23 protein-coding genes are annotated in these 21,952 nt (G+C 71.6%); 11 read left to right on the top strand and 12 right to left on the bottom strand.

All coding sequences use genetic code 11. From position 1 onward, the window contains the following. Nucleotides 1-147 precede the first annotated feature (147 nt). Nucleotides 148-1,164 carry an ABC transporter substrate-binding protein gene (locus tag ACFQVC_RS20325; protein ID WP_381831953.1) on the top strand — a complete coding sequence of 339 codons (1,017 nt, stop codon included), beginning with the start codon at nt 148-150 and terminating at the stop codon, nt 1,162-1,164. Further along, entirely contained in the window at nt 1,161-2,018 is an 858-nt protein-coding gene (locus ACFQVC_RS20320; protein ID WP_381831951.1) for an ABC transporter permease, read from the top strand. Before ACFQVC_RS20325 ends, ACFQVC_RS20320 begins: the two co-directional genes overlap by 4 nt. A gap of 169 nt (nt 2,019-2,187) precedes the next feature. On the opposite strand, the gene ACFQVC_RS20315 is transcribed toward ACFQVC_RS20320, so the two are convergent. Continuing rightward, entirely contained in the window at nt 2,188-2,622 is a 435-nt protein-coding gene (locus tag ACFQVC_RS20315) for a VOC family protein (protein ID WP_381831949.1), read from the bottom strand. Nucleotides 2,623-2,738: 116 nt separating this feature from the next. On the opposite strand from ACFQVC_RS20315, the gene ACFQVC_RS20310 reads away from it, so the two are divergent. Then, nucleotides 2,739-3,644: a pseudouridine-5'-phosphate glycosidase gene (locus ACFQVC_RS20310; RefSeq protein ID WP_381831947.1), complete on the top strand. Its 906-nt coding sequence runs from the start codon at nt 2,739-2,741 to the stop codon at nt 3,642-3,644. A 113-nt stretch (nt 3,645-3,757) separates the two neighbouring features. Further along, complete coding sequence (locus ACFQVC_RS20305) at nt 3,758-4,603, top strand: carbohydrate kinase family protein (RefSeq protein WP_381832398.1); 846 nt, start codon at nt 3,758-3,760, stop codon at nt 4,601-4,603. Between the two features lie 265 nt (nt 4,604-4,868). Here ACFQVC_RS20305 and ACFQVC_RS20300 read toward each other — a convergent pair whose 3' ends face one another. The 3 genes from ACFQVC_RS20300 to ACFQVC_RS20290 all read right to left on the bottom strand — a co-directional run bounded on the left by ACFQVC_RS20300 (nt 4,869) and on the right by ACFQVC_RS20290 (nt 7,276). Then, on the bottom strand, nt 4,869-5,663 hold the full coding sequence (locus ACFQVC_RS20300; protein ID WP_381831946.1) for a methyltransferase domain-containing protein: 795 nt from the start codon (nt 5,661-5,663) through the stop codon (nt 4,869-4,871). Nucleotides 5,664-5,950: 287 nt separating this feature from the next. Beyond that, nucleotides 5,951-6,370 (bottom strand): CBS domain-containing protein, encoded by a 420-nt coding sequence (locus ACFQVC_RS20295; RefSeq protein WP_381831944.1) that lies wholly within the window; start codon nt 6,368-6,370, stop codon nt 5,951-5,953. A 267-nt stretch (nt 6,371-6,637) separates the two neighbouring features. Then, nucleotides 6,638-7,276, bottom strand: a complete 639-nt coding sequence (locus tag ACFQVC_RS20290; RefSeq protein ID WP_381831943.1) for a nucleoside/nucleotide kinase family protein — start codon at nt 7,274-7,276, stop codon at nt 6,638-6,640. A 219-nt stretch (nt 7,277-7,495) separates the two neighbouring features. On the opposite strand from ACFQVC_RS20290, the gene ACFQVC_RS20285 reads away from it, so the two are divergent. Together ACFQVC_RS20285 and ACFQVC_RS20280 are read left to right on the top strand one after the other, a co-directional pair. Continuing rightward, the gene (locus tag ACFQVC_RS20285; RefSeq protein WP_381831941.1) at nt 7,496-7,978 is read left to right on the top strand and encodes an anthrone oxygenase family protein; all 483 of its coding nucleotides are present in this window, start codon (nt 7,496-7,498) and stop codon (nt 7,976-7,978) included. 29 nt (nt 7,979-8,007) lie between these two features. Further along, complete coding sequence (locus tag ACFQVC_RS20280) at nt 8,008-8,811, top strand: DUF2293 domain-containing protein (protein WP_381831940.1); 804 nt, start codon at nt 8,008-8,010, stop codon at nt 8,809-8,811. A 569-nt stretch (nt 8,812-9,380) separates the two neighbouring features. Here the strand turns inward: ACFQVC_RS20280 and ACFQVC_RS20275 are convergent. Beyond that, nucleotides 9,381-10,289, bottom strand: a complete 909-nt coding sequence (locus ACFQVC_RS20275; RefSeq protein WP_381832396.1) for a D-2-hydroxyacid dehydrogenase family protein — start codon at nt 10,287-10,289, stop codon at nt 9,381-9,383. 399 nt (nt 10,290-10,688) lie between these two features. Here ACFQVC_RS20275 and ACFQVC_RS20270 point away from each other — a divergent pair, with 399 nt between their 5' ends. After that, the gene (locus tag ACFQVC_RS20270) at nt 10,689-12,284 is read left to right on the top strand and encodes a glutamate synthase subunit beta (RefSeq protein ID WP_381831938.1); all 1,596 of its coding nucleotides are present in this window, start codon (nt 10,689-10,691) and stop codon (nt 12,282-12,284) included. Between the two features lie 194 nt (nt 12,285-12,478). Here the strand turns inward: ACFQVC_RS20270 and ACFQVC_RS20265 are convergent, their stop codons facing one another. Beyond that, nucleotides 12,479-12,730, bottom strand: coding sequence for a DUF5999 family protein (locus ACFQVC_RS20265; protein ID WP_381831936.1), 252 nt, complete (start codon nt 12,728-12,730; stop codon nt 12,479-12,481). Nucleotides 12,731-12,902: 172 nt separating this feature from the next. Continuing rightward, nucleotides 12,903-13,505, bottom strand: a complete 603-nt coding sequence (locus ACFQVC_RS20260) for a carboxymuconolactone decarboxylase family protein (RefSeq protein ID WP_381831935.1) — start codon at nt 13,503-13,505, stop codon at nt 12,903-12,905. A gap of 41 nt (nt 13,506-13,546) precedes the next feature. On the opposite strand from ACFQVC_RS20260, the gene pdxR reads away from it, so the two are divergent. Then, a complete protein-coding gene (gene pdxR, locus ACFQVC_RS20255) occupies nt 13,547-14,980 on the top strand; it encodes a MocR-like pyridoxine biosynthesis transcription factor PdxR (RefSeq protein WP_381831933.1) in 1,434 nt (477 codons plus the stop codon). A 183-nt stretch (nt 14,981-15,163) separates the two neighbouring features. Further along, entirely contained in the window at nt 15,164-16,231 is a 1,068-nt protein-coding gene (locus tag ACFQVC_RS20250) for an SGNH/GDSL hydrolase family protein (protein WP_381832393.1), read from the top strand. A gap of 9 nt (nt 16,232-16,240) precedes the next feature. On the opposite strand, the gene ACFQVC_RS20245 is transcribed toward ACFQVC_RS20250, so the two are convergent. The 3 genes from ACFQVC_RS20245 to ACFQVC_RS20235 all read right to left on the bottom strand — a co-directional run bounded on the left by ACFQVC_RS20245 (nt 16,241) and on the right by ACFQVC_RS20235 (nt 18,291). After that, a complete protein-coding gene (locus tag ACFQVC_RS20245; RefSeq protein ID WP_381831931.1) occupies nt 16,241-17,065 on the bottom strand; it encodes an SAM-dependent methyltransferase in 825 nt (274 codons plus the stop codon). A 101-nt stretch (nt 17,066-17,166) separates the two neighbouring features. After that, complete coding sequence (locus ACFQVC_RS20240) at nt 17,167-17,430, bottom strand: DUF397 domain-containing protein (protein WP_381831930.1); 264 nt, start codon at nt 17,428-17,430, stop codon at nt 17,167-17,169. Continuing rightward, the gene (locus ACFQVC_RS20235; RefSeq protein ID WP_381831928.1) at nt 17,431-18,291 is read right to left on the bottom strand and encodes a helix-turn-helix domain-containing protein; all 861 of its coding nucleotides are present in this window, start codon (nt 18,289-18,291) and stop codon (nt 17,431-17,433) included. It abuts the gene before it with no gap. A 304-nt stretch (nt 18,292-18,595) separates the two neighbouring features. Here ACFQVC_RS20235 and ACFQVC_RS20230 point away from each other — a divergent pair, with 304 nt between their 5' ends. Then, nucleotides 18,596-19,090, top strand: coding sequence for an ATP-binding protein (locus ACFQVC_RS20230; RefSeq protein WP_381831927.1), 495 nt, complete (start codon nt 18,596-18,598; stop codon nt 19,088-19,090). 147 nt (nt 19,091-19,237) lie between these two features. Beyond that, entirely contained in the window at nt 19,238-19,666 is a 429-nt protein-coding gene (locus tag ACFQVC_RS20225) for a hypothetical protein (protein ID WP_381831925.1), read from the top strand. On the opposite strand, the gene ACFQVC_RS20220 is transcribed toward ACFQVC_RS20225, so the two are convergent. Continuing rightward, nucleotides 19,648-20,856 carry an acetoin dehydrogenase dihydrolipoyllysine-residue acetyltransferase subunit gene (locus ACFQVC_RS20220; protein ID WP_381831923.1) on the bottom strand — a complete coding sequence of 403 codons (1,209 nt, stop codon included), beginning with the start codon at nt 20,854-20,856 and terminating at the stop codon, nt 19,648-19,650. The two genes, ACFQVC_RS20225 and ACFQVC_RS20220, sit on opposite strands and share 19 nt — an antisense overlap. 1 nt (nt 20,857) lies before the next feature. Continuing rightward, on the bottom strand, nt 20,858-21,871 hold the full coding sequence (locus ACFQVC_RS20215) for an alpha-ketoacid dehydrogenase subunit beta (RefSeq protein ID WP_381831921.1): 1,014 nt from the start codon (nt 21,869-21,871) through the stop codon (nt 20,858-20,860). Between the last annotated feature and the right edge of the window lie 81 nt (nt 21,872-21,952).

Genomic DNA, 21,952 nt, shown 5'->3' with positions numbered 1-21,952 from the left:
CACCCGCGGGTGCGTCGTAGCCGGTCGCTCCCCCGAGCCGCTTCGTACGTGTTCTTGCCTCTTTGCGCAGGTGGCGGTCTTGAAGTCGCGCCACCCCATGCACTATCCAAGTACCCTCTGGCACAGGGGAGTTGACGGGGGACGCTCATGACCGCACGTACCACGGCCAACACCGGTTCGCGCCGCACATTGGCGCTGGTGACCGCCGTCCTGCTGCTCGCGGTGTCCGGCTGCGGGGGCTCAGGAGAGGGCGGTGAGAACAGTGAGGGCGGCTCGGGCAAAGGGCTCGAGAGAGCCGCGGTGACAGTGGCTGCCACGCCCTTGGTGGATAGCGCCGCTCTCTATATCGCCCAGGAACGCGGCTACTTCAAGGCCGAGGGCCTGCAGGTGCGGGTACGCCCGGTACAGCAGAGCGTGCAGGCCATCCCCGCCCTGGCCAACGGGCAGGTCGACATCGTGGCGGGCGGCAACTACGTGACGATGCTGCAGGCCCAGGAAAAGGGCACGTTGAGCCTGCGTGTCCTTGCCGACGGCGTGGTGCTCGCGCCGCACTCGATGGACGTCGTCGTGCTGCCCGGCTCCCCGATCCGTACGGCGAAGGATCTCCAGGGCCGCAAGGTCGCCGAGAACGTCCTGCACAGCATCCAGTCGCTTCGCCTGGACGCCATCCTCGAAGAGCAGGGCCACGGCGCCGAGCCGGTGGACTACCGGCAGGTGCCCTTCCCGCAGATGGCCGCGGCGCTGGAGAAGGGACAGGTCGAGGCGGCCGACATCACCGAGCCGTTTCTGACGGACGCCAAACGCAGGCTGCACGCGCGCGTGGTGGTGAATGGCGCGAGCCGCCCCGCACAGAGCCTTCCGCTCTCCGGGTACGAGACGACGAAGGGCTTCGTCGAGAAGAACCCGAAGACGGCCGCGGCGTTCCAGCGGGCGATCCAGAGGGCGCAGCGGGACGCGGGTGAGGACCGCCGGGCGGTCGAACAGGTGCTGCCGGACTACACGAAGCTGGACGCCGGGACGGCCCGGGCCATCACGCTGCCGGGCTACCCCGCGTCCAACAGCCCTGAGCGCATGGGGAAGTTGATCAAGATGATGGCCGAAGGGGGTCTGCTCAAGAAGCGGCCGGACCCGGCAGAGCTGCTGTTCCGGGCCGAGCCCGCATGACCTCTCCCGCGGCACGGGAGCCGGCCCGCCCCGAGGCGGCGGGCGTGCGGGCCCCTGCACGGCGCAGGAAGCGCCCTGTCGCGCTCTCCCGGCCGCGCCGTCGGCTGCTCGGCGCCGCGGGCGTTCTGGGCGTCCTGGCGGCGGGGGAGGCGGCCGGGCGGGCGGGAATCGTGCAGCGCGCCTATCTGCCGCCGTCGTCCGAAGTCGTGGAGCGCGCGGCCCGGCTCGCCGGTGACGGGCTCTTCCTCGACGGGCTCGCGGCGACGCTCAGCGTGTGGGCGTACGGACTGCTGCTCGGCTGTGCCGTCGCCGTCCCCCTCGGCGTCCTCTTCGGCAGCGTCCCCAAGGTCGACGCGGCGGCCCGCGCGGTGGTCGAGTTTCTGCGGCCGATCCCTTCGGTGGCGCTGATTCCGCTGGTGGCGCTGCTGCTCGGGACCGGCGCCCGGATGCAGATCACGGTCATCGCGTACGCCTCCGTCTGGCCGGTGCTGTTCAACACGGTGTACGGCCTCGGCGATGTCGATCCCGTCGCCAGGGACACGCTGCGGGCCTTCGGCTTCGGACGGCTGCAGGTCCTGTGGCGGGTGTCGCTGCCCGCGACGGCGCCGTTCATCGCCGCGGGCATCCGCATATCCGCCTCTGTAGCGCTGATTCTCGCGGTGGCCTCGGAAATCCTCTCCGGCTTCGGCGAAGGGCTCGGCACCTTCATCGCGCAGGCTTCCCAGGTGCCCGACGGCACCACTGACGTCCTTGCGGGCACGCTGTGGGCGGGCCTGCTCGGCCTCGCGGTCAACACACTGCTCACTGCGGCGGAAAGGCGCCTCATGCCATGGGCGCGTGCGCACCGTCCGTAGCCCTTCCCGGCCCGCCGTCTTCGGCCGTTGCCCCTGCGCGGCACAGGGCCGGATCCGTACTCCGGCAGCAGACTCCGCCCTGCGCACGGCCGAACATCCGCACATCCGCAGCCGAGAACCGAAGGGACGGCGAACTCCTCGCTCTCAGGACCGGGCGCTGTGCGGCGTCTCAGGCCGTGTCGTAGTGCCTGCCCTCGAAGATGTTGCCGTCCGGGTCACGGAAGTAGAAGCTGCGCTGCGCGTTGCCCAGGGCGCCGAACGCGTCGTGCGAGATCTCCGACATCGGCACTCCGTGCTCCTCCAGACGGGCGTGCAGCGCGTCGAACCCGACCGCCGTCAGGGCGATGCAGATGTGGTTGACGGGGTGCCCTGAGCTGGCGGCGGCTTCCGGGACCATGGCCATGCGCGGCGCCTTCTCCCGCGCCATCAGGTCGAAGATGGTCTCGTCGTTCAGGCGTACCGAGGGGAAGGGTGCCTTGCCCTCCGCGTACGCGTCGGCCCGTACCGGTGTGAAGCCGAGCGTCTTCTCATAGAACTCCACGGCGGCGAGCGGGTCGTTCACCCACAGGACGACATGGTCGAGGCGTGCGGTGTTGTCCTTCATGGGGCCAGACTCCGTCTCCCACCCCGCCCGCTGCAAGAGCCAGTCGTGCGGTGCTGGTTTGGCGGGGTGCCGCAGCCGCCAGGGATGAGGAAAGCCGCAGCGATGGGAGGCGACAGGTGCTGAGCGTGTCGGAAGAGGTCCGGGAAGCGGTGGAGCGGCGGCGTCCGGTCGTGGCTCTGGAGTCCACGATCATCGCGCACGGGCTGCCACGCCCGCAGAACCTCCAGGTGGCCCTGGAACTGGAGGAGTTGGTACGCCGTGAAGGCGCCGTACCAGCGACGATCGCCGTCGTCGACGGGCAGGCGAGAGCCGGTCTCGACAAGGAGCAGCTGGAGCGGATCGCGGCGGGAGAGGGCATCCGGAAGCTGGGCCACCGCGACCTCGCGCTCGCTGTCGCGGCCGGCGCGAGCGGGGCCACCACGGTGTCCGCGACGGCGTTGCTCGCGGCCCGCGCGGGTATCCGGATCTTCGCGACCGGCGGCCTCGGCGGCGTGCACCGGCAGTGGACCGCCGACCAGGACGAATCCGCCGACCTGCGGCTGCTCGCCCGCACCTCGATCGCGGTCGTGTGCGCAGGCGTGAAGTCGATCCTGGACGTGCCCGCGACACTGCAGCGCCTGGAGACCCTCGGGGTGGCCGTCGCCGGGTACGGCACGGACCGGTTTCCCGGCTTCTACCTCACGGACTCGGGCCACCCGGTGGACTGGACCCTGCGCTCCCCCGACGACGTCGCCGCGGTGCTGCGCGCCCAGGACCTGCTCGGCGGCCCGGACTCGGCGCTGGTGGTGGCCAATCCGGTCGATGTGTCGCAGCAACTCGACCCCGGGCTGCACGCGCGCGTGCTCGCCGAAGCGCTGCGGGAGTGCGACAAGCGCGGCATCAGCGGCCAGGCGGTCACGCCCTTCCTCCTCGACTATCTGGTGCGACGCACCGACGGTGCGTCGCTCAGCGCGAATCTGGCGGCTGTACGCGGCAATGTGCGCCTGGCCGCGCGGATCGCGGTTTCCTGGTCGGCGCCGTGACATCCCGGCCTGAGGAACCGGCTGACAGCGCACCCTCCCGGCCCGACGGACCGGCCGGCCCCGCGGCCTCCGGGCCCGGTGCGCTCCTCGTCGTCGGTGACGTCGTCACGGACGTGGTGGCACGCCATCGTGCGCCGCTCAGGAAGGGCACCGACACGGCCGCGGCCATCCGACTGGTGCCGGGCGGAGCAGGCGCCAACGTCGCTTCTTGGGCGGCCTATTGGGGCTGTGCGGACGTGCGACTTCTGGGACGGGTCGGCGCCGAGTCGGCCGACTGGCATGCAAAGGCCCTGCGTGACGCGGGAGTACGCCCCCTGCTCGCCGTCGACGACGAGGCGCCGACCGGTACCGTGATCTGTCTGGTGGACGCCGCGGCGGAGCGGACGTTCCTCACTGACAGCGGCGCCGTCCTGCGTCTGGATCCCGCCGACTGGTCGCCCGGGCTCCTCGACGGGGTGGCCCATCTGCATCTGTCCGGCTATCTCTTCTTCGCGGAGCCCGGCAGGACGACGGCGACGACCGCTCTGGCGGCGGCACGCGCGCGTGGTGTGTCCGTGAGCGTGGATCCGGCATCGGCCGGTTTCCTCGCCGAGACGGGCGTGGACCGGTTTCTCGCCGCGACCGCCGGGGTGGACGTACTGCTGCCCAGCCACGACGAGGCCGAGCTGCTGACCGGGCTGCCCGATCCCCTGGACGCGGCGGCGAAGTTGAGCCACCAGTTCCCGCTCGTGGTGGCCAAGCAGGGGGCGGAAGGCGCGGTGGTGTCGAGCGCCGGCTCGACGCCCGTCAGGATTCCCCCCGTGCCCGCGACGGCGAGCGACACGACGGGCGCGGGCGACGCGTTCACCGGGGCCTTCCTCTGCGCCCGGCTCAACAGGGCCCCCGCCACGGAGGCGGCCGCCGAGGGGTGCAGGGCGGGAGCCCTGGCGGTCGAGCGAGTGGGCGGGCGGCCGGAGTGAGGACGACCGGGCCGCCCCCCCGTCACCGAACCGGGTGGCCCGCCACCGACGACGCCCGCCGCCGAAGGTGACACTGTCGGGGCGGGCGCCGTCGGGCCCGGCATGGCTGGGCGTGACCGGGCGTGACCGGGCGTGACCGGGAGGGGCATCGCGGGGAGGGCGAGAGGTGCCCTCCGGGCAGGTGCACCCGTACGTACAGCAACGGTCTGCACGGGCCACTACGCGGCCAGTACGGGCCGGCGCGGGCCAGTACGCGTACGTACGGTTATGCCTTGCGGCCCCACGCGGAGATCATCGGCGCGGTGGCGAGGTCCATCGAGCCGCCGGCGACATGCGCGAGGTGGCGGTCGATGTCCGCGTCGGAGGCGAAACCACCGGCGACGAGACGGTCGCGGACCTGATTGACCGTGGCGGTCTCCAGTTCGGCGCACGCCGATGAGGTCAGCGGGAAATGAGCGTCGGCCTCGACCTGGACCAGGCCGGCCTCGCGCAGAATGCGCGGCAGCTTGCGGCCGTAGGCGAGGTCGGCGCCGCGCTCGGCGAGCAGTGCGCGGAAGCCGTGGCGCAGCCGGTTGGCGAGGCGCTGTGCCGGACCGTGCTCGTCGGGGCAGATCAGCGGCTGCAGAGCGGTGTCGGCGTCCTCGATGAGCAGTCGGCCACCGGGCCGCAGCGCCTTGATCATGGAGCGCAACGCCCGGTCCCTGTCGGCCACATGGACCAGGACGAGCCGGGCGTGGACCAAGTCGAAACTGTCGCCGGGCGGCTCCTCCGCGCCCACGTCGTGGCGCAGCACCTCGACAGGCGGGCGGGCCGCGACATCGGCCCGTGCGGTGTCGATGTCGGTACCGATCACCTTGCCGGTGGGGCCGACACGCTTGGCGAGCCAGCTGAGCACCGATGTGCCGCCGGCGCCGACCTCCCAACAACGCCAGCCGGGGCCGACCCCGAGCCGTTCGAAGTGCCGGAAGGTGGTCGCGTCGAAGAGGGCCGCGAGAGCGTCGTAACGCTGCTCGGCCTCGGCCTGACGAGGGTCCAGGAGATAACCGTCGGTTCGCGTCATACCGAGATCATCCCAGTTGACCCCTTTTGTTACGGGTCATTGGGCTGTACGTCGGCGAAGCCCGTCGGCTCGAGGGGTGGGGCGGGGGCGGACGCGAATTCGTTCCGGGGAAGTGGGAACCTCCGCGGTCCGAGCGGTGTACACAAGACATGAACACCAACTCGCTGCCCGCTCAGCCCACTCGACGCCCCCGGCCCACTCGACGCTCCTGGTCCTCTCGTCGCTCCCGGTCGGCACACCGCTTCGCCTCCCGCAGGGCCCATCGCCCGGCGAGCGCCACGACCGGTTCAGCCCTTCGCGTAGACGCGCTCCGCCCAGCCCGCGATCTGCTCCTCGGAAAGATGCTTGGCCAGATCGGCCTCGCTGATCATTCCGACGAGCCGCTTGTTCTCGATCACCGGCAGCCGCCGGATCTGGTGCCCCTTCATCTCATGGAGCACCTCGTCGACATCCGCCTCGGCATCGACCCACCGGGGCGTGCCCTTGGCCATCTCGCCGGCGGTGACCTTCGCCGGGTCATGCCCCATGGCCACACACCCCACGACGATGTCCCGGTCGGTGAGGATGCCGCAGAGCCGCTCGTTCTCATCGCTGATCGGCAGCGCACCGACATTCAGCTGACGCATCAGCTGTGCGGCGCGGTCCAGCGTTTCGTGCCTGGGGATCCACTGAGCGCCGCGGTGCATGATGTCTCCGGCAGTGGTCATGATGTGCCTCCCATGGGCCCGGCGGCCGGCACGGCGCGGAGGGCGCCGCTGGTACCGGCGGAATCATTCTCATCCGGCTGCCCGCGGACCGCACTCGCGGACGGCCCGGCGCCACGCTCCGTGAAACCGTCACGGTCGGTGATCCCGCGCCGCTCAGTGAAAGCGCTACGGTGCGTAACCCTTCGAAGGGCCTTACGCGGACCCTCGCACCGGCGCCAACACCCGAACACGGCCCCTCACCCGAACACAGACCCGCGCCCGGATCGGTCACGCGCCGCCGTTCCACGCCGGATGCCGCGGATCGTCGGCGCGGACGAGCACATCCGCCGCGTCGGCCGGCGCCACCTCGTCGTCGTAGCGGGCGAAGGCCGGCAGGGTCCACTGCTCGTCATCCACGGTGCGCCGCCGCAGTGCCGCCGGACCGAGCCTGAGATGCACGGTCAGATCGAAGGGAAACCACTTCCCCAGGAGCAGCGGCCCGTGCAGCAGCAGCACGCCGCCGGGCGGGAGTTCCGCATAGGCGCTGCGGGTAGCCCGGTCGGCCGCGGCGTCCCAGAGGTCGGGCAGCACCCGGCCCGTGCCACCGGGGTCGAGCGGGCCGAACACTTCACGCCACAGCGCGCCCGTGTCGAACCACCCGTCGTAATACGAGTCGGCGTCCCTGTGTCCGTACTCGAACCGCAGCGACGCGGGCCGCAGAAATCCCTGGGTGCCGACCACCAGGGGCGAGCGCCCCCGGACCCGCAGAGCGTCGGCCAGGCGCCCGGCCAGGTCGGCGGTCCCGGCGGCAGGAGCGCCGTCGACGGCCACCCGCAGCCAAGCGCTGCCGTCCTCGGCCTTCAGGCCGTCGATGCGGTCGGCGAGGGTGTCGGTGAGTCGTTCCCAGCTGATCGGTTCGAGTCGCACGGGGCCATGATGCACATGCCGGGCGCAGGGGCGGGAGCCGAGGCCGGGGAGCGGAGACGTTCGCGTATGGGGCTGCGCGGTTCGGCCATGGCCATGCGCCTTGTTCAGGATTTGACTTGTGAGGGATAGGGGCTGCCGTGCAGGATCTTCCGCTCCGGGAAGATGACCTTCTGCGCTGAAGCGGCTGGCCCATCACCCCGCACAAAACCGGGAGTTGCCATGATCGAGGGACCCTATTTCGTGCTGGCTCTGCTGGCGGCGCTCGGCAGCGGCCTGATGGCCGGCGTCTTCTTCGCCTTCTCCACATCCGTGATGAAGACGCTCGCGGCGCTGCCCCACCCGCAGGGCCTGGCGGCCATGCAGAAGCTGAATGTGCTGATCATCAACCCTTTGTTCATAGGGGTGTTCATCGGTACCGCGGGGCTGTGCGCGGTGGTGGCCGTGGTGACGTTCGTACTGTGGCCCGACAAGGGGACGATCGAGCTGCTGGTCGGCTGTGGCCTGTACCTGTTCGGCACGCTGGGAGTGAGTGTCGCGGCCAACATCCCGCGCAATGACGCAATGGCGAAGCTCGACCCGGAAGCGCCGGAGAGCGCCGACCAGTGGCGGGAGTACGTGACGGAGTGGACGGCCTGGAACCATGTGCGGGGCGGCGCGTCCCTGGCGGCCTGCGCCTCGCTGATACTCGCCCTGGCCGCCTGAGAGGGCGGTGGCGCGGGTACGTTCCGGGCATGCCGAGCCGAGCCAGCCGACCGGGTTCGCCGGCCCCGGCCGACGGGGTCGGCGGGGTCGGCGGGGTCGACGGGGTCGGCGGGGTCGGCGAGACCAGCCGGGCCGAACGGGTCGAACGGGCCGAACCGCCAAGTGGGCTGTCGCGGAACGACCTTGTGGCGGTCGAACCGCGGGGGCGGCGGCACTGCGCGGAGTGTCATACCGGGCCGCTGGATCTGCTGGTGATGTCGGACGGTGAGCCGCACTGCCTGGATTGCGCCGACCTCGGCCACCTGGTGTATCTGCCGCGCGGCAACACGGCGCTCACCCGCCGTGCGAGGGAAGGCAGTTCGCTCTCCGTCGTCGTGGTGCGCCGCAACCGCCGCCGCCAGCGGTACGAACGCCAGGGCGTACTTGTGGAGGAGGTGGCTCTTGCGCTCGCCGAGGAGCGCTGCCTGGCGGACGCGGAGGCGCGGGCACGGCGCAGGGAACGGGACGCGGTGCGCAGGGCGGCCGAGGATGTGCGGTTCACCGCGGAGTTCGCGCGGGAGATACAGCGGCTCCATCCGGGCTGTCCCACTGAGCGTGCGCAGCGGATCGCGGCGCATGCCTCACAGCGGGGCAGCGGCCGGGTGGGGCGCAGCGCGGCGGGGCGTGCGCTGGACACGGGGGCGGTCACCGCGGCGGTGCGGGCCGCGGTGCGGCACGACGACACCGACTACGACTCGCTGCTGATGGGAGGAGTACCAAGGGGCAGGGCGCGACGGCAGGTGGCGGCCGCCGTGGAGCAGATCCTGGCGGGCTGGCGCACCGACACCGCATGAGCTCGCCAGCCGCGGGCGCGGGCGCCGACAGGACCAGAGACCGCACCCGGCGGCGCGGGCGGCCCCTCTCCCTGATGGTTGCCCGGCGGGAGAGCCTCCCCCCAGATCCTCGGCCCCCACCTCGCCTCCGGACTCCCGAACCCCGCTCTCCAGTCCCCAGCCTTCGCCTCCGGACTCCCGAACCCCGGCTCTCCGGCCCCCAATTCCCCGGTTCCCGGGCCCCGGCCTCCTGCCCCCGACTCCCGACTCACGGGCCCCAACCCCCGGCCTCCTGCCCGACTCCCGACTCCCCGCCCCAAGTCCCCAGCTCCGGCTTCCGGGCCCCAGGCCTCCTGCTCACGAGCCCTCGGCTCCGGCTCTTGAGCCCCCAGTTCCCCCGCCCCCGGCCCCGGCCCCGGCCCCCGGGCCCGGCTCCCGACTCCCGCCCCCAAGTCCCGGGCTCCCGAGCCCCCCAACCTCGGCTCCCGCTCCCTCCCCTCCCTCTCCCTCTCCCTCTCCCTCTCCCTCAGCCTCCCCCTCCCTCTCCCTCTCCCTCTCCCTCTCCCTCAGCCTCCCCCTCCCTCTCCCTGTCAGGAGAGGACGCGGGTCGGTGTGTTGGTCAGGTAGGACGTGATGTTTTCTACCGCGCTCTGGAAGTAGCCCTCGTAGTTGCGGCGGGTGACATAGCCGAGGTGGGGGAGGCCGAGGAAGTTGGGGGCGGTGCGCAAGGGGTGCGCCGGGGGCAGGGGCTCCGTGTCGAAGACATCGGCGCCGGCGCCGGCGATCCAGCCCTGGTGCAAGGCCTGGACGAGGGCGTCCTGGTCGACGACGGCGGAACGGGAGGTGTTCACCAAATAGGAGGTGGGGCGCATGCGTTGGAGCTCGGCGGCGCCGATGAGACCGCGGGTGCGGTCGCCCAGCTGGACATGGATGGAGACGAAGTCGCTGGTGGAGAGGAGGTGGTCGAGGGAGTCGGCGAGCTGGGCGTCGGCATCCGCGGCGCGCTCGGCGGTGAGGTTCTGGCTCCAGGCGAGGACATCCATGCCGAAGGCCCGGCCGACCCGGGCGACCTTGGCTCCGATACGGCCGAGCCCGATCAGGCCGAGGCGCCGGCCGTACAGATCGGCGCCGAGGGTGCTCTGCCAGGGGCCGTTGTCGCGTAGCGCTGCACCTTCCGGCAGTACCTGGCGGGCGAGGCCGAGGATCAGCGCCCAGGTGAGTTCGGCGGGCGGTTCGGAGTTGCTGGGCGTACCGCACACGGTCACGCCGTGGCGGGCGGCGGCGGCCAGGTCGATGGAGGCGTTGCGCATCCCGGAGGTGATCAGCAGGCGAAGGCGGGGCAGGCGCTCGAAGAGGGAGGCGGGGAAGGGGGTGCGTTCACGCATGGCGACGACGATCTCGTAGTCGGCGAGGGCCGCGGCGACGGCCGCTTCGTCGCCCAAGTGGTGGCGTATGACGTGGACTTCGACGTCATCGGCGAGGGGCGACCAGTCGGCCATGGACAGGGCCACGCCCTGATAGTCGTCAAGGACGGCACACCGCAGCCTGCCCGAGCCCGAGCCCAGGCCCGAGCCCGCACCCCCGGCGGCGGCACCCGCCTCCGCACCTGCGCCGGCTCCCGCTCCCGCTCCCGCCACCGAGCCCGACCCCGCGTCCGGTCCCGATCCCGCCACCGCGTCCCGGCCCGCATCCGACCCCGCTCCCGCGTGCACATTCATGGCTCGCCACTCCTTGATCGTTCCCGTTTTCGGCGGCCAGCGTAGACCGCGGCGGGGGCGCGGTGGAGGGACGTCGGCAACGGTCGCCGGGTGCGGGGAGGCGACGTATGGTGACGAGAAGGGCGAGCCGAAGACCGTAGGGACTAGGACCGCTAGGGAACCGTGGCAAGGGAGACGGCCATGGGCGACCCCAAGGGTTTTCTCACGACCTCCCGTGCGGACTGGCCGCGCCGTTCCGTGCAGGAGCGGGTCCGGGACTGGGACGAGGTATATGTCCACGGGGCGCTGCTCCCGATCATCGGCGACCAGGCGGATCGGTGCATGGACTGCGGCGTTCCGTTCTGTCACGAGGCGTGTCCGCTGGGGAATCTGATCCCCGAGTGGAATGACCTGGTGGCGCGGGACGACTGGCGGGCGGCGAGCGACCGGCTGCATGCGACGAACAACTTCCCGGAGTTCACCGGGCGGTTGTGCCCGGCGCCCTGCGAGTCGGGGTGCGTCCTGGCGATCAACCAGCCGGCGGTCACCATCAAGAACGTCGAGGTGGCCATCGCCGACCGGGCCTGGGAGCGGGGTTACGCACCACCGCAGCCACCGGACCGGCTCACCGGCAGCACCGTGGCGGTGGTCGGTTCAGGACCGGCCGGGCTCTCCGCCGCCCAGCAGCTGACCCGTGTGGGGCACACGGTCGTGGTGTATGAGCGTGACGACCGGATCGGCGGACTGATGCGGTACGGCATCCCCGCGTTCAAGATGGAGAAGCGCCATCTGGACCGCCGGATCGAGCAGATGGCGGCGGAGGGGACGAAGTTCCGTACGTCCGTGACGGTCGGGCGGGACATCTCGGCGGATGAGCTGCGGGGGCGGTATGACGCGGTGGTGCTTGCGACGGGCGCCACGGCCTGGCGGGAACTGGCGGTGCCGGGGCGGGAGTTGGCCGGTATCCATCAGGCGATGGAGTATCTGCCGCACGCCAACCGGATGTGCGAGAAGGAGCGGGGAGGCGAGAAGGAGCGGGGAGGCGAGAGGGAGCGGGGAGGCGAGAGGGGCGAGGAGCCGGGCGGTTTCGACGAGTTGAGTGCGGCCGGGCGGCATGTCGTGATCGTCGGCGGGGGTGACACCGGTGCGGACTGCCTGGGGACGGCGGTACGGCAGGGCGCGGCCTCCGTGACGCAGTTGGACATCTACCCGCTGCCCGCCAGGGAGCGCGACGAGGATACCGAGCCGTGGCCGACGTATCCGAAGGTCTACCGGCTCTCCGCGGCGCACGAGGAGGCCCGGGATCTGGGCACGGCGCAGACGGCGGATGCGGACGCCCGGTTGTTCGCGGCGTCGACGCTGAGGTTCGGCGGTGACGGCGCGGGGCGGGTGCGGGAGCTGCACCTGGTCGAGGTGACGGCCGGGGCAAGGCGGCCACGCCCGGGGACCGAGCGGGTGCTGCGCGCGGATCTGGTACTGCTCGCCCTGGGCTTCTCCGGCCCCGGCCGGCAGGACGGTCTGATCGACCAGTTGGGGCTCGACCTCTGCGGACCCGACGGCTCTGCCGGGGCACCTGACGGCTCTGCCGGGGGGCGCGGGGTCATTCGCCGTGACGGCGGGTTCGCGACCAATGTGCCCGGGGTGTTCGCCGCGGGGGACGCGGCACGCGGGCAGTCGCTGATCGTCTGGGCGATCGCGGAGGGGCGTTCGGTGGCGGCGGCGGTGGACCGGTATCTGACGGGGAGCAGCAGGCTGCCCGCATCGATCACGGCGAAGGACCGCCCCATGTCCGTTTAGCCGGGCGCCCGTTCAGCCGGGGTGCCCGTTCAGCCGGGGCGTGCGGGGAGTCGGCCGTTCGGCGAGGCCCACCCCCGCGGGGCCTCGCCGACGGTGCACCTCCGCCGCACTCCCCCGGCTCGCCGGCCCGCCGACTCCACCGGCTCCACCGGCTCCACCGGCTCCCCCTGATCCCCGGCTCCTCCCGCACCTCCTCACGCCGCGGCGAGGACCGGGACGGAGACGGGGATGCGGGTGCCGGACGCCTCCAGGGCCGGCAGGGCCGGCAGGAGCGGGCTCAGCGGGGCGATCACGCTGCCGTCGGGCAACAGTTCGCCGGAGTCGTCGAAGACGATCGCGCCGTTGCACAGCAGGTTCCAGCCCTGCTCGGGGTGGGAGGCCACGATGCGCGCGGCGTCGCGGTCGGGTCGGTGGGCTGACGGGCACGAAGGCTTGTGCTGGCACATGGTGCACCTCCTGGTGGAAGGGTCGGAGCCGTGGACTTCTGGTACGAGGGCCAAGGGCTTCTGGTACCTGATACGACTCCGACGGCCTCCTGGACTCATCGCTCCCGCACCGGATTTCGCCAACTCTTTCGCGAACTCCTTCGCGAGCGGATTCGCGGGGCGGGAGCGGAGATCACCGGCCCGCCCGCTCGTCCCTGCCCGCGATCTTGGCGCCGGCCAGGGCGAGACGGTTCCAGGTGTTGATGGCGCAGATGAGGGCGATCAGATGGGCCAGGCCCTCCTCGTCGAAGTGGGCGGCGGCACGGGCGTAGACCTCATCCGGTACGCCGTTCTCCGCGACGAGCGTGATGGTCTCGGTGAGCGCGAGGGCGGCCTGCTCCTGCGCGGTGAAGAAGTGCGGGGCCTCCCGCCATACGCCGACCATGTGCATACGCTCGTCGCTCTCTCCGGCCTTGCGGGCGTCCGAGATGTGCATGTGGAGGCAGTACGCGCAGTGGTTGAGCTGCGAGGAGCGGATCAGGACCAGTTCGACCAGGGCCGGATCGAGGCCCGCTCGGGCGGCGGCGTCAAAACCGATCAGCGCCTTGAAGGCCTTGGGGGCGGCCGCCGCGACGTTCACGCGGGGCAGGCCTGCGGGTGCGGAGCCCGTGCCGTTCGCCGAGCCGTTCGTCGCGTTGACCGCCGTGGTGTTCATTGCGTTGACCTCCATGGTGTTGTCCGTGGTGTTGTCCGTTGTGGTCGCCGTGGTGTTCATCGTGTTGTTCGTCATGACCATGAATCTACGGGCCGGAAAGACCACCTGTAGGGTTCAATTTCATGGCAGATTTTGAGGTCAATTCCGATTCCGGGGTCGATCTGCATCTTGACCTCGCACCGTCCGGAAGCCGTCGTGCCGCGCTCATCCGCGCACTGCGCGACTCCGTGCGCACCGGACGCCTCTCGCCCGGCACCCGGCTGCCGCCCTACCGTGCGCTCGCCGCGGACCTCGGCGTCGCCCGCAACACAGTCGCCGAGGCCTACGCCGAACTCGTCGCCGAGGGGTGGCTGACCGCCCGCCAGGGCTCGGGCACCCGGGTCGCCGAGCGTGCCTCCCCCGGCAAGCCCGTGCGCGTACCGAAGAAGGCACCGGCACGCGCGCGTGGGCCCCGTTTCGATCTGCGGCAGGGACAGCCCGACGCCATGTCGTTCCCCCGTACCGCCTGGCTGGCGTCGGCGCGGCGGGCGCTCAACGCGGCGCCGCACGAGGCGTTCGGGCCCGGTGGCCCGCAGGGGCGTATCGAGCTGCGCACGGCGCTCGCCGGGTATCTGGCGCGCACGCGCGGTGTGCGGACCGAGCCCGGACGGATCGTGGTCTGCTCGGGGTTCGCGCATGCGCTGCGGCTGCTGTTCGGCGGCGCGGGCGGCTCCGGGCGCGGAGCGCTGTCCGGTCCTCTCGCGGTGGAGGAGTACGGCCTGGGCTTCCACCGTCAGCTGCTCACCGCCGCGGGAGTGCGCACCGTGCCGCTGCCGCTGGACGAAGACGGCGCGCGCGTAGACGGGTTGGGGACGCAGCGGGCGGTCCTGCTCACGCCGGCCCACCAGTTCCCGACCGGCGGTCCGCTGCACCCGGAGCGGCGGGCGGCGGTGGTCGACTGGGCACGCGCGCGTGGCGGTCTGGTTCTGGAGGACGACTACGACGGGGAGTTCCGTTACGACCGCCGTCCTGTGGGCGCCGTGCAGGGCCTCGATCCGGAGCGGGTGGTGTACATCGGCTCGGTCAGCAAGAGCCTCTCCCCCGCCCTGCGGCTCGGCTGGATGGTGCTGCCCGAGCACCTGGTGGACGAGGTGCTGCGGGTCAAGGGCGAGCGGGAGGCGTGGGCGGGGGTGACGGATCAGCTGACGCTCGCGGACTTCCTGGACTCGGGGGCGTACGACCGTCATCTGCGGCAGATGCGGCAGCGCTACCGGCGGCGCCGCGATCTGCTCGCGCAGGTACTCGATGAGCGGGCCCCGTACATCCGGGCCACCGGTGTCGCGGCAGGTCTGCACGCGGTCCTGCGGCTGCCGCCCGGCACCGAGCAGTCGGCGCTCAAGGCGGCCCACTGGCAGGGGGTCGCCCTGGACGGCCTGGCGGATTTCCGTCACCCGGACGCGACAGGTCCGGTGTGGGACGGCCTGGTCGTGGGGTATACGACGCCGCCGGAAAGCGTCTACCCGGCGGCTCTCGACGCGCTGTGCGCGGCTCTGCCACCGGACGGCACCCCGCCCTGAGCCGACAAGTCCACGGCCACCCCGCGCCGGCAGTCCACAGTCACCTGCACCCTGGCCCTCCCTCGGCCACCGCACCCACCCAAGACCGGACACAGTCACGCACGTCTCTGGACGTCAGCGTCCCCAGCCGCCACTGTGGTGCGCCCACAGCGGTGCGCGACCGGTGGAGGGCGTGAAGTGGCCATGGACAAGCGGCGGTTGAGCCGTAGCGGCAGCGGCAGCAGCAGCGGGCGGCTCGGCGCGGTGCTCGTGGTGCTCGGTCTGCTGGCGGTGGGCGCGTTCGCCTGGCGGGTGGTGTTCGCCTCCGACCCGTCCGGCGCGGCGGCCGCACCACCGCCGGGTACGGCTTCACAGCACCAGCAGCCGGCGCCCGCCCAGCGGCCGGACGGCGACACCGCCGACACCGCCGACACCGGCGGCACCGGCGGCACCGGCGGCACCGAGAAGAACGAGAAGGGCGAGAAGCCCGGCCGGTCCGCCGCGGCCCCGTCCCGCTCCCGCGCCGTCTATCTGGGCGACTCCCTCGCCATGGAGAACCAGGACGTCCTCGCGAAGCTGGTCAAGGACTCGGGCCGGGCCACGCTGCGCAGCGCACCGCACTCCGGCACCACGCTCTGCGACTACCTGGAGGGCCGCCGCGAACGTTCCCTCGTGCCGCCGCAGCACAAGGCGGCGGCGCTGGTGCGCGAGGAGCGGCCGCAGGTCGTGGTGCTGCAGTTCTGGGGCAACTCATGGGGCTATACGCCGTGCATGGGCACGGTCGGCTCCGGCACTCCGGCGTACTACGAGCGGTACGCCGCCGATGCCCGCGCCCTGACGGAGCAGATCGCCTCGGCGGCTCGCGAGGCCGGTATCCCGCGGCCGAAGCTGGTGTGGGTCCTGCAGGGCCCGGACGCGATGTCCCCGGACCGGATCCGCCGCGTCAACGGCGTCTACACGGCACAGGCCTCGGCCGCCGGCGACCTGACGGCGGACGCGGGTGCGCGGGTGAGCCGAGCGGGCGACCGCTACACCTACGTGGAGAGCCTCCCGTGCACCGCGTACGAACGCGCCCACCCCGCGTACTGCACCGGAGGCGACACCACGCGCCTGCACCGGGACGACGACTATCTGCACTTCTGTCTGGCCGCGACCACGAAGAACTCCCAGCCCTGTCCGGTGCGTTCGCCCGGCGTCCTGCGCTACTGCCAGGCGATCGCCGCCACGGTCGACCGGCATCTGGCGGCCGTGGCGGCGGCGAAGGAGTCATAGCACCGGCGGCTACGGCTTGCGTCCCACGCCCACGAAGCCCGGAGTCGGCCCCTTCGACGGGTCCACCGCGGGCTCGTCCTCGCCGAGCTCCGGGTGCCATTGGTCGACGATCTCGACGCCGGGCTCGACGAGTTCGAGCCCTTCGAAGAAGCGGGCGACCTCGGTCCGGTCGCGCAGGGCGAGGGTCAGGCCGCGGGCCTTGTACATCTCGGTGGCCGTCCTGCCGGTCTCCGGGGTGAACTCGGCGGTGCCGTGGGACAGCATCAGATAACTCCCGGACGGCAGCTCGGACATGAGCCGGTCGACCAGGGTGTACGCGCCCTGCTCGGCGGAGATGAAGTGCAGCAGCGCGATCAGGGACAGGGCTACGGGCCGCTCGAAGTCCAGGACCTTGCCGGCCTGTTCGAGAATGGTCTCCGGCTGCCGCGCGTCGGCCTGCACATACTCGGTGACGCCTTCGGGCGTGGAGCGCAGCAGGGCTTCCGCGTGCCGCAGGACGATGGGGTCGTTGTCGCAGTAGACGACCCGGGACTCGGGGGCGACCCGCTGGGCGATCTGGTGCAGATTGGGCTCGGTGGGGATGCCGGTGCCTATGTCGAGGAACTGGCGTACGCCGTTCTGCGCGAGCCAGCGGACACCGCGCTCCATGAAGGCGCGGTTGGCGCGGGCCATGGTGAGGGTGCGCGGGTCCATGGCGACGAGCTGCTCGCCCATCTCCACGTCGACCGGGTAGTTGTCCTTGCCGCCGAGGAACCAGTCGTACATCCGCGCGGGGTGCGGCTTGGTGGTGTCGATCCGCGCGGACTCGGCGGCCTCGGTCTCGTACCCGGTCATAGTCGCTCCAGAAGTGGAATTCCAGAAGGGATGAAGGGAGGTGCGGGGGGATGTGTGGCGGCAGGGATCTGTGGATGTGTGGATGCGTGGGGGGAAGGAGCTCAGGAGAGCAGGAAATCCGCCTGCCCGGACTTCGCCCCCTGGATGAACGCATGGAGTTCACCGCGGCTGTAGATCAGCGCGGGCCCGTCGGGGTCGGCGGACTGGCGTACCGCGACGCGGCCGTCGGAGAGCTTCATGGCCTCGACGCAATTGCCGCCGTTGCCACCGCTCCAGGGCTTGTGCCAGCCCTCCGAGCCGAGTTCGCGCGCGGGCATGCCGTTGTAGACGCGGCCGTGCTCGCGGTCCACGCTTATGCGATCCATTCACAGCTCCTTGCGGAGACTCCGGAGAATCTCCTTCGTGCGATGTGCAGTCGCCGCCTGCGCGGCCATGCGGTCCATGACTTCGAGATACGTCACGACCTCGGCCCGGCGGTCCAGATAGACCGCACCGGTCAGATACTCGGCGTAGACCATGTCCTGCAGTTCGGGGACCCCGAAGCGGAAGAGCACGAACGGGCCGTAGGTGCCCGGGTGGTGGCCCTTCGAGAACTCCGCGACCTGCAGGGTCACATTGGGCAGCTTGGTGGCCTTGAGCAGCCGGTCGATCTGGCCGCGCATGACCTCGGGTCCGCCGACGGTGCGGCGCAGGACGGTCTCGTCCACGACGACCCACAGCCGCGGGGCGTCGTCCTCGTCGAGCAGCTCCTGGCGCTGCATACGCAGGGCCACATGCCGTTCGATCTCGTCCTCGCTGGTCTGGCCGATGGCGCCGGAGCGCATCACGGCCCGGGCGTACTCCTCGGTCTGCAGCAGGCCGGGCACGAAGTGGGGTTCGTACGACCTGATCAGGCTGGCGGCGCCCTCCAGGCTGACGTACATGCTGAACCAGGACGGAAGGATGTCGTGGTAACGCTGCCACCAGCCGGGCTGATTGGCCTCTTCGGCGAGCGTGACGAAGGAGTCGGCCTCTTCGTCCTCGACGCCGTACGCCTTCAGGAGCAGCTGCAGATACGGGATTTTGAGGGTGACCTCGGCGGTCTCCATACGGCGGACGGTGGCGGGCGCGACCCGCAGAACGCGGGCGGCCTCCTCGCGCTTGAGCCCGGCGCTCTCGCGCAGTTCCTGCAGACGTCTGCCCAGGACCACCTGGCCCACGGTGGGAGCGGACCGCGGTTCGCTCACTGCTGTCTCCCGTCGCCTGTGGTCGGTGGTGCGTGGGTCTTTGCGTTGGTCGGCCGCCGTGGAGTTCCAGCGTCCGCCCGTGGACCAGTCACTGTCCAGCCACTGCCCGGTCCATATCCGGTCGCCGTCGGGTAACGGTCCGGTCGCTGTTCGCTGGAGTTCGCTGGAGTTCGCTGGAGCAGTCTGCCACGGGCGGCCCGATAGGCACACTGCACTCTGCACTTTTCAGAGTGACGCTTGCCAAGTGTTCGCGGCGGGGAGATAGTGGCATACGTGAACCCGTCCGCCCCGTTAGGAACCGGCCGTGGCACTCGGTAAGACCCAGACTGCGCAGCCCCCTGCCGGGGCGCCCTTCGGCGACCACCGCTGCCGCTTCGAACTGACCGCGCACCCTGACGCGGTGTCCCGGGCACGGCGCCTGACGCGCGAACACCTGTCGGCCAGGGACGTGTGCGCGGACACCTGCGACACGGCGGCCCTGGTCGTCTCCGAACTCGTCACCAACGCGATCGTGCACACGGTGAGCCGCAGGATCGTCTGCGATCTCACCGACGACCCGGCCGGGGACACCGTCCGGATAGCGGTACGCGACGAGGGCCCCGGAGAGGGCCGCCGCCACCCCCACCCGGCACGGGCGGGCGACGAGGACCACGGGCGCGGGCTGCTGCTCGTCTCCGCGGTCAGCAGCGCGTGGGGCACGCAGGAGGAGGAGCTCGGGCTCCTCGTCTGGGCCGTCCTGCCGCGCGCGACGGAAGAAGCAGGCGCTGCCGAGGCGGGCGCCGCGGAGGCGGCGGCATGAGACGACGGAACGGGTCGAGCACGGCGACGGCACACGCGGCGGGGGCGGCGACGGTGACGGATCCTGGATGGCTGTGCACGAACAGTGATGGGATCCCGGCAGGCGAATGCGCACCGTGACGGGGGCCTGGGTGGCGGGATGCGTGTGATGACCTTGACGACGCTCGCCTCGCTGGCGCGCGGCTCCGGCGACGTACCGCTGGAACTGCCCGACGGGATGACGGCGTCGCTCGGCTGCGACGCCGTGGGGATGCCCGAGGAGTACGGCCGGCAGGCCGAGGCACGCCTTCCGCAGATCGGGTGCGTGTTCGCCGACGGTGCCCGCTGGTGGTGGATCGTGCCGTCGGACTCCGCGGTCTCGCTCGACTGGCCGGTGCCCCTGCGGTACGCCGTCGGGGCGGTGGTTCCGGCCGGGACCCGTACGCCCCGGCTGATCCGCCGCCCCGGCGTCGCGGGTGCGGCGCCCTACACCCCGCCGATCCCGCTGTACCTGGCGCTGTGCCGGATCACGGGGACGGTGCCGCTGTGGATGCGTACGACGGCACCGCCACCGTCTTCTCAGTCCGCGAGCCGGTAAGCCTCGCGTACCGCCGTCACCACCGCGCCCGGTGCCTCCATGTGGACCATGTGGCCCGCCCCTTCGGCCTTGTGCAGCGCGCAGCCCGCGGGCAGTGCGGCCGCGCCGGAGTGCGGGATGACGCGGTCGGCGGTGCCCCAGACCGCGACCGCCGGGGTGGCTCCGGGCGGCAGTGCGGTCACGTCCAGGGCGAGGACGGTGTCCAGGAGCGTGTTCAGGGCCGTGGCCACACCGTCCAGGCGCTTGTACCTCAGTACGTCGTCCACCAGCTGCCGGTTGGCCTGCCCCGGGTCGGCGAACAACTGGGCCAGGTACGGCCGCAGTTCACGCCGGGTGGCCGCCGTGGCGAAGCCGCGCAGATAGCCGGGGTCCACCGGGACGCCGAAGCCTGCGGGCGCCACCAGGGTCAACGACCGTACGCGCGAGGGAACTCGGGCCGCGACCGCCGTGGCCACCGCGGCGCCCAGGGAGTGCCCCACGAGGTGCGCGCGCCCGATGCCCAGGGCGTCGAGGAAGCCGGTGACCGTCGCGGCGAGCGTCTCCAGGCCGCCGTCGCCCACGTCCTTGGCCGAGTCGCCGTGTCCTGGCAGGTCGAGGGCGTACACACGATGGCCGGCGGACAGCGGCTCCTGCACGAACAGCCAGGAGTTCTTGTCGCCGCCGTAGCCGTGCACGAGGACGGTCACGCTCATGTCGTCGGCGCCCTGCCCCTCCGGGACCCGCTGGTTCTCTTGGCTCTCCCGGTCCCCCTGCTTCTCCTGGCCCCCCTCCTTCTCCATGACGCAGTACGCGATCCGGCGGCCCGCCACCTCGACCGTGCCCTCGGTGGGGCCGTCCGCCGACTGCGGTGTGCCGTCGGCGAGTTGCTCCTCGGCGACGCGTACCGCCCGCTCGATGTCCGCCTCCGCCACCTCGGCCGGTGCGACCAGGGCGAGAGTGCAGCCGACGGGGGCGTCCGTGCCCGGTCCTGCCACGATCCGGCGCAGGACGCCGCTCTCCGTGGACTCCAGGGTGCCCGCGATCTTGTCGGTGTCGATCTCGACGAGGTCGGCGCCCTTCTCGATCGTGTCGCCCTCGGCCACCAGCCACTCCGTGATGCGCCCGGTCTTCATCGACAGGCCCCACTTGGGCATCACCACATGCTGGATGGCACCACTGCCCGGGTTCGTACTGTCCGCACCGCCCGGCATCTCACGCCTTCCAGTCCATGACACTCTTCACGGCCGCCGTGACGCGCTGCGCGTCCGGGATGTACAGGTCCTCCAGGGGTGCGCTGAAGGGCACCGGCGTATGCGGGGGTGTGACGGTCCCGACGGGTGCGCGCAGGGCGCCGAACGCCTGCCGTGCGGCCAGGGCGGCGATGTCCGCCGCCAGGCCGCAGCGCGGTCCCGCCTCGTCGACGACCACGAGGCGGCCGGTGCGTTCGACGCTCTCCAGGATCGTGTCCTCGTCCAGCGGGCTGGTGGTGCGCGGGTCCACGACCTCGCAGCGCACGCCGCCGCCGGCCAGTTCGGCGGCCGCCTCCAGGGCGACGGACACCATGCGGCCGAGCGCCACTATGGTCACGTCCTCGCCGTCACGGACCACGGCGGCCTCGCCGAAGGGCACGGCGTAGCTCTCCTCGGGCACCTCGCCCACCATGTCGTAGAGCGCCTTGTGCTCACAGAAGATCACCGGGTCGTCCTCGCGGATGGCCTGGATGAGCAGGCCTTTGGCGTCGTACGGCGATGACGGCAGGGCGACCTTCAGGCCCGGTACGGAGGTGAACACCGGGTACAGGGACTGGGAGTGCTGGGCCGCGGCCCGAAGTCCCGCCCCGTACATGGTGCGTACGACGACCGGGGTGATCGCCTTGCCGCCGAACATGTAGCGGAACTTGGCGGCCTGATTGAAGATCTGGTCGAAGCAGACGCCCATGAAGTCGATGAACATCAGCTCCACGACGGGCCGCAGGCCGCGCGTGGCCGCTCCGACCGCGGCTCCGACGAACGCCGACTCCGAGATGGGCGTGTCCAACACCCGCCCCGGAAAGCGGGGTTGGAGTCCTTTGGTGACGCCCAGTACGCCGCCCCAGGCGTCGGACGCGCCGGGTGCGCCCGCACCGCCCGCGTTGTCCTCGCCCATCACGAGCACCGACGGGTCGCGCTCCATCTCCTGGGCCAGCGCTTCGTTGAGTGCCTCGCGGCAGCTGATCCTTCGCGCCATGGTCTCTTCGCCTCCTGGGTTCGTCGGTACGGAATTCCGTACGGGCTTGCGTAGGGGATTCCGTACGCGGTTCAGTGCGGG

It is taken from the genome of Streptomyces monticola (assembly GCF_042665355.1).
Taxonomy (GTDB): domain Bacteria; phylum Actinomycetota; class Actinomycetes; order Streptomycetales; family Streptomycetaceae; genus Streptomyces; species Streptomyces monticola.
Note: the sequence above shows the minus strand (reverse complement) of the source record. Positions and strands in the feature narration are given on the sequence as shown.